This window comes from Pseudomonas sp. LBUM1645 (genome assembly GCF_059716185.1).
In genome coordinates this window covers 2,367,991-2,381,449 of record NZ_CP166811.1, presented here as the reverse complement: position 1 = coordinate 2,381,449, position 13,459 = coordinate 2,367,991, and the positions used below count along the sequence as shown (strand labels likewise).

The 13,459-nt window shown below is 60.0% G+C and carries 18 protein-coding genes; 11 read left to right on the top strand and 7 right to left on the bottom strand.

Annotation, left to right across the window (positions count from 1 at the left end; translation table 11 throughout):
- Position 1: 1 nt before the first annotated feature.
- Positions 2-535, bottom strand: coding sequence for a cysteine hydrolase family protein (locus ACA079_RS10600; RefSeq protein WP_497703401.1), 534 nt, complete (start codon positions 533-535; stop codon positions 2-4).
- Between the two features lie 245 nt (positions 536-780).
- Positions 781-2,508 carry a gamma-glutamyltransferase gene (ggt, locus tag ACA079_RS10595; protein ID WP_497703400.1) on the bottom strand — a complete coding sequence of 576 codons (1,728 nt, stop codon included), beginning with the start codon at positions 2,506-2,508 and terminating at the stop codon, positions 781-783.
- A gap of 150 nt (positions 2,509-2,658) precedes the next feature.
- Here ggt and ACA079_RS10590 point away from each other — a divergent pair, with 150 nt between their 5' ends.
- Complete coding sequence (locus ACA079_RS10590; protein WP_497703399.1) at positions 2,659-3,171, top strand: methylated-DNA--[protein]-cysteine S-methyltransferase; 513 nt, start codon at positions 2,659-2,661, stop codon at positions 3,169-3,171.
- A 118-nt stretch (positions 3,172-3,289) separates the two neighbouring features.
- Here the strand turns inward: ACA079_RS10590 and ACA079_RS10585 are convergent, their stop codons facing one another.
- Both ACA079_RS10585 and ACA079_RS10580 read right to left on the bottom strand, forming a co-directional pair.
- Positions 3,290-3,883: an NUDIX domain-containing protein gene (locus ACA079_RS10585; RefSeq protein ID WP_497703398.1), complete on the bottom strand. Its 594-nt coding sequence runs from the start codon at positions 3,881-3,883 to the stop codon at positions 3,290-3,292.
- Between the two features lie 61 nt (positions 3,884-3,944).
- Positions 3,945-4,382, bottom strand: a complete 438-nt coding sequence (locus ACA079_RS10580) for a hemerythrin domain-containing protein (RefSeq protein WP_497703397.1) — start codon at positions 4,380-4,382, stop codon at positions 3,945-3,947.
- Between the two features lie 152 nt (positions 4,383-4,534).
- On the opposite strand from ACA079_RS10580, the gene ACA079_RS10575 reads away from it, so the two are divergent.
- Positions 4,535-4,966, top strand: coding sequence for a GNAT family N-acetyltransferase (locus ACA079_RS10575; RefSeq protein WP_497703396.1), 432 nt, complete (start codon positions 4,535-4,537; stop codon positions 4,964-4,966).
- Positions 4,967-5,116: 150 nt separating this feature from the next.
- On the opposite strand, the gene ACA079_RS10570 is transcribed toward ACA079_RS10575, so the two are convergent.
- The gene (locus tag ACA079_RS10570) at positions 5,117-5,467 is read right to left on the bottom strand and encodes a hypothetical protein (RefSeq protein ID WP_497703395.1); all 351 of its coding nucleotides are present in this window, start codon (positions 5,465-5,467) and stop codon (positions 5,117-5,119) included.
- Positions 5,468-5,627: 160 nt separating this feature from the next.
- On the opposite strand from ACA079_RS10570, the gene ACA079_RS10565 reads away from it, so the two are divergent.
- The 9 genes from ACA079_RS10565 to ACA079_RS10525 all read left to right on the top strand — a co-directional run bounded on the left by ACA079_RS10565 (position 5,628) and on the right by ACA079_RS10525 (position 10,650).
- Positions 5,628-5,876: a hypothetical protein gene (locus ACA079_RS10565; protein WP_008154823.1), complete on the top strand. Its 249-nt coding sequence runs from the start codon at positions 5,628-5,630 to the stop codon at positions 5,874-5,876.
- Positions 5,877-5,896: 20 nt separating this feature from the next.
- Positions 5,897-6,226, top strand: coding sequence for a DUF6388 family protein (locus ACA079_RS10560; RefSeq protein ID WP_497703394.1), 330 nt, complete (start codon positions 5,897-5,899; stop codon positions 6,224-6,226).
- 35 nt (positions 6,227-6,261) lie between these two features.
- A complete protein-coding gene (locus tag ACA079_RS10555; RefSeq protein ID WP_497703393.1) occupies positions 6,262-6,966 on the top strand; it encodes a YoaK family protein in 705 nt (234 codons plus the stop codon).
- Between the two features lie 206 nt (positions 6,967-7,172).
- Complete coding sequence (gene tusD, locus ACA079_RS10550; protein WP_497703392.1) at positions 7,173-7,565, top strand: sulfurtransferase complex subunit TusD; 393 nt, start codon at positions 7,173-7,175, stop codon at positions 7,563-7,565.
- A 1-nt stretch (position 7,566) separates the two neighbouring features.
- Positions 7,567-7,929, top strand: a complete 363-nt coding sequence (tusC, locus tag ACA079_RS10545) for a sulfurtransferase complex subunit TusC (protein WP_497703391.1) — start codon at positions 7,567-7,569, stop codon at positions 7,927-7,929.
- Positions 7,929-8,222 carry a sulfurtransferase complex subunit TusB gene (gene tusB / locus ACA079_RS10540; protein WP_497703390.1) on the top strand — a complete coding sequence of 98 codons (294 nt, stop codon included), beginning with the start codon at positions 7,929-7,931 and terminating at the stop codon, positions 8,220-8,222. Before tusC ends, tusB begins: the two co-directional genes overlap by 1 nt.
- Positions 8,219-8,554, top strand: a complete 336-nt coding sequence (locus tag ACA079_RS10535; RefSeq protein WP_129436893.1) for a TusE/DsrC/DsvC family sulfur relay protein — start codon at positions 8,219-8,221, stop codon at positions 8,552-8,554. Before tusB ends, ACA079_RS10535 begins: the two co-directional genes overlap by 4 nt.
- A complete protein-coding gene (locus ACA079_RS10530) occupies positions 8,551-9,552 on the top strand; it encodes a glycosyl transferase family protein (RefSeq protein WP_497703389.1) in 1,002 nt (333 codons plus the stop codon). Before ACA079_RS10535 ends, ACA079_RS10530 begins: the two co-directional genes overlap by 4 nt.
- Before the next feature lie 90 nt (positions 9,553-9,642).
- Positions 9,643-10,650, top strand: a complete 1,008-nt coding sequence (locus tag ACA079_RS10525; protein WP_497703388.1) for a glutathione S-transferase family protein — start codon at positions 9,643-9,645, stop codon at positions 10,648-10,650.
- A gap of 121 nt (positions 10,651-10,771) precedes the next feature.
- On the opposite strand, the gene cysG is transcribed toward ACA079_RS10525, so the two are convergent.
- Both cysG and serS read right to left on the bottom strand, forming a co-directional pair.
- Positions 10,772-12,166: a siroheme synthase CysG gene (gene cysG / locus ACA079_RS10520; RefSeq protein WP_497703387.1), complete on the bottom strand. Its 1,395-nt coding sequence runs from the start codon at positions 12,164-12,166 to the stop codon at positions 10,772-10,774.
- The gene (gene serS, locus ACA079_RS10515) at positions 12,167-13,447 is read right to left on the bottom strand and encodes a serine--tRNA ligase (protein WP_497703386.1); all 1,281 of its coding nucleotides are present in this window, start codon (positions 13,445-13,447) and stop codon (positions 12,167-12,169) included.
- Between the last annotated feature and the right edge of the window lie 12 nt (positions 13,448-13,459).

Here is a 13,459-nt window from a genome sequence, read left to right as displayed (position 1 = left end):
TTCAGATCCGGATTTCGCTGGTCGGGATAACGTCGATCCGCGCCACGGGCCCCGTCAAGTGCGCCAGGTCTGCGTTGTGCTCGGTGATGATGTCTTCGGCGGCGAGGTTGCCGTTGTCGACGGTGGAATGCGCATCGGCGGCGAGCACTACGTCATAGCCCAGGTTCAGGGCCTGGCGGACAGTGGCGTTGACGCAATAGTCGGTTTGCAGCCCGCAGATGATCAGGCGGTCGGTGCCCAAATCCTGCAATTGGGCTTGCAAGTGGGTCCGGTAGAACGAGTCTCGATTGGTTTTTCGCACGCGAAGGTCTTGCGGCGAAGTCTTCAGGCTTTCGGCCAGTTGCCAGCCTTCGGAACCGTGTTGCAGCTGGTCGCCCTTTTCTTCGTGCTGGATGAGGATGACCGGGGTGCCTGCTTCGCGAGCCTTGGCACTGAGGCCGTTGATGTTCTCGATAACGCGCTCGATCTCAAAACAGGCGTACTCGCCAGTGCACAGGGCGCGCTGGACGTCGATGATCAGCAGTGCGGTAGCCATGAGCTTCCTTCCTGGATGGGTCGGTGAATCGGCAACGGATTTCGAATCCGTTCCCCTTTTAACTTGTAGCAGCTGCCGAGCCTGCGAGGCTGTGGTGAGGGGATTTATCCCCGTTCGGCGGCGAAGCCGTCGTAATCCATTGGACGCGGTGTTGCTGGAAAAACAGGGGCCGCTTCGCAGCCCAACGGGGATAAATCCCCTCACCACAGGCCACCCTCAAGAATTGGGATGGCCTCAGACCTGCCTCAATAACCGAGCGACAACCCGGTATTACGACGTGGATCGTTCGCCCCATAGAAGCGGTTTTTGCCGACCGGTTTTCCTTCCAGCGACGGCGCGCCGACCAGAATCGCCGCCACATGATTGGCGTCCTGTGGCCCGGCAAACTTGTGCCCCCAACTTTCGAGCATCTTCACCGTATCGGGACTGGTAGTGAAGGTCTCAAGGTTGGTCTCTTCCGGCAACCACTGCTGGTGGAAACGCGGTGCATCGACCGCTTCCTGGATGTTCATGCCGTAGTCGATCACGTTGAGCATGGTCAGCAAGGTTGCAGTGATGATACGGCTGCCGCCAGGGGTGCCGACCACCATTACCACTTTGCCGTCCTTGGTGACGATGGTCGGGCTCATGGACGACAGCGGTGCCTTGCCGGGAGCGATGGCGTTGGCCTCCCCTTGCACCAGGCCGTACATGTTTGGCACGCCGATTTTCGAGGTGAAATCGTCCATTTCATCGTTGAGGATGACCCCGGTTTTGCTGGCCATGACGCCGGCGCCGAACCAGTCGTTCAAGGTGTAGGTCACCGAAACCGCGTTGCCCCATTTATCGACGATGGAGTAATGGGTGGTGTTGCTGCCTTCATGTGGCGCTACGCCGGGTTTGAGCTCGCGGGACACACCGGCCTTTTGCGGATCGATGGCGGTGCGGATTTTGGTGGCGTAGTTTTTATCCAGCAGATGGGCGATCGGGTTTTTCACGAAATCCGGGTCGCCGAGGTAGCTGTTGCGGTCCACGTAGGCGTGACGCATCGCTTCGATCTGATAGTGCATGCTCTGGGCCGAGTGATAGCCCAGGTCTTTCATCGGATAGCCTTCGAGAATGTTCATGATCTCGCAAATCACCACGCCGCCAGAGCTTGGCGGTGGCGCTGAAACCACGTGATAGCCACGGTAATCGCATTCGATCGGGGCCAGTTCGCGGGTCTTGTATTTGTCGAGGTCGGCCTGGGTGATGATGCCCTTGTTGGCCTGGCTGGCGGTGACGATGGCATCGGCCACCCAGCCTTTATAGAAGCCGTCGGCGCCCTTCTCGGAGATTTCCCGCAGGGTCTTGCCGAGGTCTTTTTGCACCAGTTTCTGACCGATTTGCATCGGCTCGCCGTTGCTCAGGAAGATCGCACCGGAATCCTTGATGTCCTTCTTGAACACGTCGGTGGCGTATTCCAGCAATTCGACATCGCCCTGCTCCAGCACAAAACCGTCTTCGGCGAGCTTGATGGCCGGGGCTATCACTTCCTTGCGCGGTTTGGTGCCGTATTTCTTCAGCGCCAGTTCCATGCCGGACACCGTGCCCGGCACGCCAACGGCCAGATGGCCACGGGTGCTCAGGTCAGGGACGACGTTGCCCTCCTTGTCGAGGTACATGTTGGCGGTGGCGGCCAGCGGTGCTTTTTCACGGAAGTCGAGGAAGGTCTTGCGCCCATCGGCCAACTGAATGGTCATGAAACCGCCGCCACCCAGGTTGCCCGCCGCGGGATAAACCACCGCCAGCGCATAACCGACCGCTACTGCGGCATCGACGGCATTGCCGCCGTTCTTGAGTACATCGACGCCCACATGACTGGCCAGATGCTGCGCGGTGACGACCATGCCGTTTTCGGCCGCAACCGGCGCCACGGAGGCCGCGTAAGCACTGAGGCAGCTGAGCGCCAATGAGGTCGCAATCAGCGATTTGGCAAAAGGTTCGAACTTCATGAGTCGGTCTCTTTTTGTTTTTAGGCTCTGCACACAAACAGAGGGAAGGCTTCAAGAGCAGAGGCAAGTATGGCTGGGATTGCGTATTGCGCCTCCCCGTCGAGGCAGTATGCTTGCCCCCAGTTCAGCACTTTTGCGGAGTCCACCGGCATGAGTTACACCTTCATCACCTTCGCCTCTCCGGTGGGCGAGTTGAAGCTGGTCGCGAACGGCTCGCGACTGGCAGCCATCCTCTGGGAAAACGACAAACCCGGCCGGGTGCGGCTTGGGCCGATGCGCGAGGCGCCGGATAATCCGATCCTCATGCACACCGCTCAGCAGCTGCGGGAATACTTTGCGGGCACGCGCGATCATTTCGAGCTGGAACTGGATTTTGCCGGGACTGATTTTCAGAAGAAGGTCTGGGCGGCGTTGCTGACCATTCCGTTTGGCGAGACCCGCAGCTATAGCGAGATTGCCCGGCAGATCGGCAATCCCAGTGCTGTGAGGGCAGTGGGTGCGGCGAATGGCAAGAATCCGATTTCGATTGTTGCGCCGTGTCATCGGGTGATTGGCGCTTCGGGGAAACTCACCGGGTTTGCCGGTGGGCTTGAGGCGAAGGAACGGCTGCTGACGCTGGAAGGCGGGCAATGGGGTGGGACTGGACGACTGGAAGGCTTTTGACCTTGTAGGAGCTGCCGCAGGCTGCGATCTTTTGATCTTGATCTTCGGTGCCCTTGAAGACGCTGAAGATCAAAAGATCGCAGCCTGCGGCAGCTCCTACAGGGGTTGGGTGCGCCTCTTAAACCGCGGTGAAGATGTTTTTCATCGCCGCATACTGCAACAGCATGATGGTCTTCGCATCGCAGATTTCCCCGCGATAAAACGCCTCGAGCGCGTCGTCGAACTTCCACTCCAACACTTCCAGTTCCTCAGTCTCTTCCTCCAGTCCGCCGCCATCACTGACCTTGGAAGCGGCATCGTACTCAGCGATGAAGAAGTGCAGCTTTTCGGTCACCGAGCCGGGGCTCATGTAGGCCTCAAACACCTTGTGCACATGGTGCACGCGATAACCGGTTTCTTCCTCCGCTTCTTCGCGGATGCGCTCTTCAGGCGCCGCACCTTCGAGCAGCCCCGCTGCGACTTCGATCAGCAACCCATCGTGGCCGTTGACGAACACCGGCAACCGGAATTGCCGAGTGAGCACGACAGTTTTCTTTTCGCGGTTGAACAGCAAAATCGCCGCGCCATTGCCACGGTCGTAGACCTCGCGGGTCTGGCGTTGCCATTCGCCGTTGTTGCGCTGGTAATCGAAGGTAATTTTTTTGAGCAGGTACCAGTCGTGGGACAACACCTGAGACTCGATGAGGTTGACCCGCTCGGCTGTGTTCGACATGACAACGCATCCCTTTTTTCGTCAGAAGACGCCCATGTTAGGCGAAAACGAAAGCCTGGCGCTAAGAAAGCTGAGCCTTGTATTCCCTCTCATACTGACCCGCCAGCGTCTCTTTCTGTTTGTCGTCGAGTAGCTTGCCGGCCATCTGGAAGAACTTCTGCTCTTCCTCTTCCAGGTGGTGATTGACCTTCTCGGCGAGCTTCTTCGCGACCGCCAGCCAGGCTGGGCTGGACATCTCGGTCTCGTCCAGTTCCTCCATCATTTCGTCCATCTCGTGGTGTTCTGAAATGGCATGGCGGCTGAGGTCCACGCCGTTATCGAACTCCATCAGCGGGATGTAGAAATGGCGCTCTTCAGCGGTTTCGTGGGCCTGAAGTTCGGACTTGAGTTGCTTGTAAGCCTTGACCCGCTCGGGGGTGTCGCCGCTGGTCTGGATCAATGCATCGGCGTAGGTGCGTTGGCGGTCATGGCTTTCGCGCAAGGCTTCGAAAATATTCACGGAATTGTCCTCATAGGCCGCGTTCTGGAATGACGCTGTTTAGGCTAGACATCTGCGCGCTGGCGACGGTTCCGCCCGAGGGGCTGGAACAACGACCGCTGGCCGCGATAGGCTTGGGTCTGTTGTCCACTCTAGCCATAAGGAAATAGCTGATGACCTTGCGAATCGAACAGTCGCTGAGCCCCACGGATGCCGAAGAACATGCAATCGTGCTGCCGTTGCGTGCCTATAACGCTTCAAAGGCCGGCGCCACCGTGCCGGAGCCGATTGCCCTGCTAATCCGCGACGACAACGACGAGATCCTCGGCGGGCTCTATGGCCGGGTGTTTTACCAGTGGTTATACATCGAGTTGCTGTCGGTACCGGAACAGGCCCGGGGCCAGGGCATGGGTTCGAAGCTGATGCAGATGGCCGAAGACCTGGCGCGGGAGAAGGGATGCATCGGGGTCTGGCTCGACACCTTCGACTTCCAGGCGCCAGAGTTCTACAAGAAACTGGGCTACAGCGAGTTCGGGCAGATCACTGACTATCCGCCGGGTCATAATCGCTTCTTTTTCCAGAAGCGCCTGATAAACAACACATAACCCGGTGGGAGCAGACCCCATTTTCATGAGCGACACAGAACAAATGTGGGAGCGAGCTTGCTCGCGATGGCGGCGGGTCAGTCAACATCTACGTTGAATGATAAACCGCTATCGCGAGCAAGCTCGCTCCCACAGGGGTTGTGCGTCAGGTCAAAGGCAGGTCGCCAACGCCGCCAGTCGGCGCTTGGCGACAAAGTCGTCATGCTGCGCGTAATAATTCAGCACGGTGGCGGATGCGTCAGTCTTCACGTCCACAAAGGACTCCGCCGAGCGCGTGTAAACGGTAGTGCCGCCCTTCTCGCCAGGCTGCAAATACGCACCAGCATCGACACCGAACACCGCCTCATCCTGCCAGGAAAACTGCACACACTGGGCGACGACCTTTTCCGGTTTGTCCGACGTCAGGGTTTTGTACGGGGTTCCAGTGCGGGCTTCGTTCATCGCCGAGCCCGCGCATCCCGCCAGCAATGTTACGGCCAGCGCCACCATCAGAATTCGCATTGCGTTCGCTCATCAAGAAAAAGCGGACTGTATCACCGCGGCACGGCGTATCGTTCTGCTTTACTTCATTTATACCGCGACACCGAGTGACGATTCGCGCACCCTGTCGCGCCATTAACACCGCATCGCCCGTTTTCCGGGCTTATTTTCTGGAAAGGTCATGACACCCAACGCCGAATACTACAAACCGACCGCTGAATATGCCGACAAGCTGATCAGCCAGATCGGTCAGACGCCGTCCTGGATCGCCAAGCGAATTGGCGTCACCGACAAGCGGATTCGTTACATCCTCGACGGCGAAAGAACCGTCAAAGGTGAAACCACGCCGATTCAAATGACGTATCCCGAGCAGTTTGCCCTCGAATGCCTGGCAGCAGCGGCCAAGGCCAGCAAGAAGCAGTCTTCGTAATCCAGCCTCAAGGAGCGACCATGGCGGCAACCGAACAGCAACACGAGCAAGCGCTGAAGAAGTTTCTCGATGAGCGCCCTGAACTGCGCGTCGAACTCGACAACCTCAACCCTCTGTTGGCTCAGGCCAAGGGCGAGACCGCGGCGCAGTACCGCGACGAACGCTTGCATGAAGCCTTCGAAGCCGAGGCCGAGCGCCTGGGATTGTTTGCCTGGGAACTGACGCTGCAACTGACTGCCGCGACGGCTGAGGACTATCAGGCACAGCGCCTGGAAGTACACAAGGAAGTGGCCGAGATGGCCGGCATGGACTGGATTGAGTATTGCGAGTTATATGGATTGAGTAAGTGACCATTTCGGTCGCTGCCTGAGGACGACCTTCGCTGATGTTGCCATCCCTCTCAACTGACCGCGCCAGCCCAGGCCATCTGCATACCCGCAAATGGCGCGGACGCATCGGCATGTCGCTGGTGGCCAGCCTCTCGGTGCTCGCTGGCATGACCGACGCCATCGGCTTCATGGCCAGCGGCGATTTCGTCTCGTTCATGAGCGGTAACACCACCCGCCTCGCCGTCGCCATCAGCGACGGCGACCTGGGCCTGACCTTGCGCCTGGTGATCCTCGTCGGCACCTTCATCGTCGGCAACGCCTTGGGGATTGTCGTCAGCCGCCTCGGCGGTCGCCGCGCGCTACCCTTGCTGCTGTGCATCGCCATGCTGCTCTGCGGCGCCGCCGCCTGGCCCTACGACGAACAATTGCCAGCGCTGTTGGCGGCGATCATCGCCATGGGCATGCTCAATGCCGCCGTGGAAGAAGTGAACGGCCTGCCGGTCGGCCTGACCTACGTCACCGGCGCCCTGTCGCGCTTCGGCCGTGGGCTGGGACGCTGGATGCTCGGCGAACGGCGCAACGGTTGGCGCGTGCAACTGATCCCCTGGACCGGAATGTTTGCCGGCGCGGTACTCGGCGCCGTGCTGGAACATCACCTGGGGCTCAAGGCGTTGTTTGTCAGCGGTCTGCTGGCCGGCGCGGTCGGGCTGCTGTCGCTGAAAATCCCGCGGCGCTGGCAGTTGGGTTACATGCCACGCTGAATCTTGTGTGGCCTGTGCGGGCCCCATCGCGAGCAAGCTCGCTCCCACAAGGGGTTTGTGGTGGATTCCGATTTTGTGTACGACACAGATCCCTTGTGGGAGCGAGCTTGCTCGCGATGGGGGCGACTCGGTCTACGAGTAAACGCCCTTCGCCGCCCCGGCCATAAAGCTTTATCATGGCCGCAGTTTTACTGATCGAGTCCGTCATGAAGTTCGCCATCGCGCTGTTTTCCGCTGCCCATGCGCCCTCCTCGCGCCGCGCCTTATTGTTTGCCCAGGCTGCGCTGGCCGGTGGACATGAAATTGTCCGGCTGTTTTTCTATCAGGACGGCGTCTACAACGCCTCCGGCAGCCTGGTCACACCGCAGGATGAGCAGGACTTGCCCAAGCAATGGCGCAATTTCGTCACCGAGCATCAACTGGACGGCGTCGTGTGCATCGCCGCGGCCCTGCGTCGTGGTGTGTTGAACGAAGAAGAAGCCGGGCGCTATCAACGTGAAGCCGTTGCGGTGGGCGCGCCGTGGGAATTGTCTGGTCTGGGCCAGTTGCATGACGCGGTGCAGGACGCTGACCGCCTGATCTGTTTCGGAGGCGCGTGAGGTGGCTAAATCCTTGCTGATTATCAGCCGTCAGGCGCCTTGGTCCGGGCCGAGCGCGCGCGAAGCGCTGGACATCGTGCTGGCCGGCGGTGCCTTTGATCTGCCGATCGGCCTGCTGTTTCTCGATGACGGGGTGTTCCAGCTCGCCGCGAAACAGGATGCCAAGGCCCTCCAGCAGAAGGACCTGAGCGCCAACCTGCAAGCCTTGCCGATGTTCGGTGTCGACGAGCTGTTTGTCTGTGGCGACAGCGTTGCGGAACGGGGTCTGAACCCGACTGGCTTGTCGCTGGAAGAAGCTCAAGTGCTGGCCGCCCACGAAATCACCGCACTTATTGACCGTTACGACCAGGTGATCACCCTCTGATGTCGACTTTGCATGTGTTGTCTCATTCCCCGTTCGGCGACGATCGCCTGACCAGTTGCCTGCGCTTGATTGGCGCTGACGATGCGCTGCTGCTGACTGGCGACGCGGCCTATGCGTTGCAACCGGACACCGCGCCGTTCAATGCGCTGAACGCCCGTAATCTGAAACTGTTCGTACTGGTCGAAGACGCCCAGGCTCGCGCGCTGGAGATTCCTGACACGGCCAAGGCCATCGATTACCCGGCCTTCGTCGAGCTGTCGATTCACTACGACAAGGTCAACAGTTGGCTATGAACTCCTTGACCGTCGGCGCACGCGCCATCGAGTTGGACAAGGACGGTTTCCTGGTCGAACTGAGCGACTGGTCCTCCGACGTAGCCAGCGCCCTGGCCGCCGCCGAAGACATCGAGTTGAGCCCCGAACACTGGGAAATCCTCGAACTGCTGCGCAGTTTCTATGCCGAATTCCAGCTGTCCCCGGCCACCCGTCCGCTGATCAAGTACACCGCGCTGAAGCTGGGCCCGGACAAGGGCAACAGCCTGCACCTGAACCGATTGTTCAAAGGCACCCCTGCCAAACTCGCCGCGAAACTGGCGGGCCTGCCCAAACCGACGAATTGCTTATGACCGACTACCCAGCGCTGACCCTCGAAACACCCGCCGAACACCCGTTCGCCCAGTTCGTGCGCATTCTCGGCAAAGGCAAACGCGGCGCCCGCGACCTGACCCGCGAGGAAGCCCGGGTCGCCATGGGCATGGTGCTCGACCACAAGGTCGAAGACACCCAGCTCGGCGCGTTCCTGATGCTGTTGCGCCACAAGGAAGAAAGCGCCGAGGAGATGGCGGGTTTTACCGAAGCGTTGCGTGAACGTTTACAGGCACCGACGTTGAATGTGGATCTGGACTGGCCAACCTACGCCGGCAAGAAGCGTCATCTGCCGTGGTATCTGCTGGCGGCCAAATGCCTGGCGCAAAATGGTCTGCGTATCTTCATGCATGGCGGCGGCGCGCATACGGCGGGTCGGCTCTATAGCGAACAATTGCTCGAAACGCTGCAGATCCCGCTATGCCGCGACTGGCAGCAGGTAGGTGTGGCGCTCGATAACGGCGGTCTGGCGTTCATGCCTTTAGTCGATTGGGCGCCCCAGCTTCAGCGCATGATCGACCTGCGCAATACATTGGGCCTGCGTTCGCCAATCCATTCCCTGACCCGGATTCTCAACCCGTTGAGTGCCCGCTGTGGTCTGCAAAGCATTTTCCACCCCGGTTACCAGGCGGTGCATCGCGATGCCAGCGGCTTGCTCGGGGACACCGCAATCGTGATCAAGGGCGACGGCGGCGAAATCGAGATCAACCCGGACGCCGACAGTCACTTGTACGGCACCACTGGCGGCGAAAGCTGGGACGAGGAATGGCCGCAGCTGTCGAGCCAGCGCCACGTCAAACCGGCCACCCTCGATCCCGAGCATTTGAAAGCCGTGTGGCGTGGCGATGTAGTCGACAGCTACCCGCAAATGGCGCTGATTTCGACCATGGCCCTGGCCTTGCGCGGTCTCGGCCAGACTCGCGAACAGGCCTTCGAAACCGCCCAGCAGTACTGGGATGCTCGGAACAAATCGATTTAACCGATCATAAGCGCCCAACCTTTGCGCTTTTTTATCGAACCTATGCGAATAGACTCCTCTCCAACGCTTATTGGCTGAGGAGTCTTGAACATGGGTTTGTTAGTTGAAGGTCGCTGGCATGACCAGTGGTACGAAAGCGGCAAGGACGGCACGTTCCAGCGTGAACAAGCGCAGCGTCGTAACTGGCTGACCGCCGACGGCAAACCCGGCCCGACAGGTGTCGGTGGCTTCGCGGCCGAGGCCGGTCGTTATCACCTCTACGTGTCCCTCGCCTGTCCATGGGCTCACCGCACGCTGATCCTGCGCAAACTCAAAGGCCTCGAAAGCCTCATCGACGTCTCGGTGGTCAGTTGGTTGATGCTGGAAAACGGCTGGACCTTCGACCGAAACCTCGGATCGACCGGCGACAAACTCGATCACTTTAATTTCATGCACCAGCGCTACACCGCCGATACCGCCGACTACACCGGCCGCGTCACCGTGCCGGTGCTCTGGGACAAACAGCAGAATCGCATCGTCAACAATGAATCGGCGGAGATCATCCGCATGTTCAATGGCGCCTTCGATGATTTGACGGGTAATGACCTGGATTTCTACCCGGCGCCGCTGCGGGGCGAGATCGACGCGCTGAACGAACGGATTTATCCGGCGGTGAACAATGGCGTGTATCGCGCAGGGTTTGCCACGTCGCAGCAGGCGTATGAAGAGGCGTTCGATGATGTGTTTGCCGAGCTGGATCGGCTGGAGTTGCTGTTAAGCGAGAACCGTTACCTGGTCGGTGAATACCTGACGGAAGCGGATATTCGGCTGTTCACCACGTTGATTCGCTTTGATGCGGTGTATTACGGGCACTTCAAGTGCAACCTGCGACGGATTGTCGATTACCCGAATCTGTCGAACTGGCTGCGGGAGATTTATCAGTGGCCGGGGATTGCCGAGACGGTGGATTTTGAGCACATCAAGAATCACTACTACGGCAGCCACAAGACCATCAATCCGACCGGGATTGTGCCTAAAGGGCCGGCGCAGTACTTCACAGCGCCGCATGATCGGGAACGGTTGAGCGGGAAAGGGGTTTGGCTCAAGAGCCAGGCCTGATCTGAAATACTGGGCGGTTTTGAGGGCCCCATCGCGAGCAAGCTCGCTCCCACAGGGGATTTGTGAACGACACAAATCAAATGTGGGAGCGAGCTTGCTCGCGATGGGGGCGACGCGGTCTCTAGACTTGCGCCTGAGCGCCCTCGAACCACGCCAGTTTCTCGCGCAATTGCACCACTTCCCCAACGATCACCAGCGTCGGCGCATGCACTTCATGCTCCGCCACCAGACTTGGCAAATCGGCCAACGTACCGGTAAACACCCGCTGATTGACCGTGGTGCCCTGCTGGATCAACGCCGCCGGCGTATCCGCGGCGCGACCATGCTTGATCAACTGTTCACAGATGATCGGCAAACCCACCAACCCCATGTAAAACACCAGGGTTTGCGCCGGCGCGACCAGGTCGGCCCACGGCAAATCGGTGGAACCGTCCTTCAAGTGCCCAGTGACAAAACGCACAGACTGCGCGTAATCACGGTGAGTCAGCGGAATCCCGGCATACGCCGCGCAACCGCTGGCCGCAGTGATGCCCGGCACCACCTGGAACGGGATGCCATGGGCCGCCAGTTCTTCGATCTCTTCACCACCGCGCCCGAAGATGAACGGATCACCGCCCTTCAACCGCACCACCCGCTTGCCTTGCTTGGCCAAATCCACCAATTGCTGGTTGATCTGATCCTGCGGCACGGCGTGATCGGCGCGGCGCTTGCCGACGTAAATCCGCTCGGCATCGCGACGGCACAAATCCAGAATCGCCGGCGCCACCAAGCGGTCATACAGCACCACATCGGCTTGCTGCATCAGGCGCAAGGCGCGGAAGGTCAGCAGGTCGGGATCACCCGGGCCGGCGCCCACCAAATAGACTTCGCCCGTTGCAGTCGGCGCTTCACCGGCAATTTTCGCCAGCATCAAGCGCTCGGCTTCGGCGCCCTGCCCGGCCAGTTGCCGGTCGGCAATCGGACCCTGGAAGACATCTTCCCAGAACGCCCGACGCTGCTGCACATCCGGGAACAGGCGTTTGACCTGGCTGCGAAACCGCGCTGCCAGGCCGGCCAGTTGACCGTAGGTGGAAGGAATCCAGGTTTCCAGTTTGGCGCGGATCAACCGCGCCAGCACCGGCGCATCGCCGCCGCTGGAGACCGCAATGATCAAAGGAGAACGGTCGACGATCGCCGGGAAGATCACGCTGCACAAGGCTGGCGCGTCCACCACATTGACCGGCACGCAACGCCGATGAGCATCGGCGGAGACTTGCGCGTTCAGCGGTTCGTCGTCGGTGGCGGCGATGATCAGCCCGCAACCGTCCAGGTCCGACCCAACGTAGCCTCGCACCAGACACTCGCCACCACTGCCGGCAACCAGTTCGCGCAGTTGCGGTTCGATTTCAGGTGCGACCACCCGCAGCAGCGCACCGGCTTCGGCCAGCAGGCGGGATTTGCGCAAGGCAATCTCCCCCCCGCCGACGACCAAGACACGACTGCCGCGAAGGTTATGGAACAGCGGCAGATAGTCCATTTAGCCGATGACCTCAAGGCCACCCATGTACGGTTTCAGTACGTCTGGCACACGGATCGAACCGTCGGCTTGCTGGTAGTTTTCCAGCACCGCCACCAGGGTACGACCGACCGCCAGGCCGGAACCGTTCAGGGTGTGAACCAGTTCAGGCTTGCCGGTTTCCGGGTTGCGGAAACGCGCTTGCATGCGACGGGCCTGGAAATCACCGCAGTTGGAGCACGACGAAATCTCGCGGTATTTGTCCTGGCTCGGGATCCACACTTCCAGGTCGTAGGTCTTGACCGCGCTGAAGCCCATGTCACCGGTGCACAGCGCAATGGTGCGATATGGCAGCTCGAGCAATTGCAGGACTTTTTCAGCGTTGGCAGTCAGGCCTTCCAGCGCTTCCATCGAGGTCGACGGCTCAACGATCTGGACCATTTCAACCTTGTCGAACTGGTGCTGACGGATCATGCCGCGCGTATCGCGACCCGAAGCACCAGCCTCGCTGCGGAAGCATGGGGTGTGGGCGACGAACTTGATCGGCAGCAGTTTCGAATCGACGATTTCGCCAGCGACGATGTTGGTCAGCGACACTTCAGCGGTCGGGATCAGGTACAGATCGGCTTCGCCTTCGCGAGTGATCTTGAACAGGTCTTCTTCGAACTTCGGCAGCTGACCGGTGCCTTGCAGCGCCGGCGCTTGAACCAGATAAGGCGTGTAGGCCTCTTCGTAACCGTGTTCGCTGGTGTGCAGGTTGATCATGAACTGCGCCAGGGCGCGGTGCATACGAGCGATCGGGCCGCGCAACAGGGCGAAACGGGCGCCGGACAGCTTGGCGGCGGTTTCGAAGTCCAGCCAGCCGAATTTCTCGCCCAGGGCGACGTGGTCCTGAACCGGGAAATCGAACGCGGTCGGGGTGCCCCAGCGGCGCACTTCGACGTTGCCGTCTTCGTCATCACCGATCGGCACGGATTCGTGCGGCAGGTTCGGGATGCCGAGCAGGATCGAATCCAGATCGGTCTGAATCCCGTCCAGCTCGACTTTACCGTCACTCAACTCGTTCGCCATGCGCTCGACGTCAGCCATCAGCGGTGCGATGTCTTCGCCGCGCTGCTTGGCCTGGCCGATGGATTTGGAGCGCGCATTACGTTCTGCCTGCAGTGCTTCGGTGCGGGTCTGGACGGTCTTGCGCTGTTCTTCCAGCGCTTCGATGCGCGCAACATCCAGCGTGTAGCCACGGGATGCCAGGCGGTCCGCTACGTCCTGAAGGTTGCTACGTAACAGTTTGGAATCGAGCATGTCGGTCTCTCG

Coding starts and splice junctions, on each gene's coding strand:
- ACA079_RS10600 (WP_497703401.1), bottom strand. CDS start 535: ATGGCTACCGCACTGCTGATCATCGACGTCCAGCGCGCCCTGTGCACT.
- ggt (WP_497703400.1), bottom strand. CDS start 2,508: ATGAAGTTCGAACCTTTTGCCAAATCGCTGATTGCGACCTCATTGGCG.
- ACA079_RS10590 (WP_497703399.1), top strand. CDS start 2,659: ATGAGTTACACCTTCATCACCTTCGCCTCTCCGGTGGGCGAGTTGAAG.
- ACA079_RS10585 (WP_497703398.1), bottom strand. CDS start 3,883: ATGTCGAACACAGCCGAGCGGGTCAACCTCATCGAGTCTCAGGTGTTG.
- ACA079_RS10575 (WP_497703396.1), top strand. CDS start 4,535: ATGACCTTGCGAATCGAACAGTCGCTGAGCCCCACGGATGCCGAAGAA.
- ACA079_RS10570 (WP_497703395.1), bottom strand. CDS start 5,467: ATGCGAATTCTGATGGTGGCGCTGGCCGTAACATTGCTGGCGGGATGC.
- ACA079_RS10565 (WP_008154823.1), top strand. CDS start 5,628: ATGACACCCAACGCCGAATACTACAAACCGACCGCTGAATATGCCGAC.
- ACA079_RS10560 (WP_497703394.1), top strand. CDS start 5,897: ATGGCGGCAACCGAACAGCAACACGAGCAAGCGCTGAAGAAGTTTCTC.
- ACA079_RS10555 (WP_497703393.1), top strand. CDS start 6,262: ATGTTGCCATCCCTCTCAACTGACCGCGCCAGCCCAGGCCATCTGCAT.
- tusD (WP_497703392.1), top strand. CDS start 7,173: ATGAAGTTCGCCATCGCGCTGTTTTCCGCTGCCCATGCGCCCTCCTCG.
- tusB (WP_497703390.1), top strand. CDS start 7,929: ATGTCGACTTTGCATGTGTTGTCTCATTCCCCGTTCGGCGACGATCGC.
- ACA079_RS10535 (WP_129436893.1), top strand. CDS start 8,219: ATGAACTCCTTGACCGTCGGCGCACGCGCCATCGAGTTGGACAAGGAC.
- ACA079_RS10530 (WP_497703389.1), top strand. CDS start 8,551: ATGACCGACTACCCAGCGCTGACCCTCGAAACACCCGCCGAACACCCG.
- ACA079_RS10525 (WP_497703388.1), top strand. CDS start 9,643: ATGGGTTTGTTAGTTGAAGGTCGCTGGCATGACCAGTGGTACGAAAGC.
- cysG (WP_497703387.1), bottom strand. CDS start 12,166: ATGGACTATCTGCCGCTGTTCCATAACCTTCGCGGCAGTCGTGTCTTG.
- serS (WP_497703386.1), bottom strand. CDS start 13,447: ATGCTCGATTCCAAACTGTTACGTAGCAACCTTCAGGACGTAGCGGAC.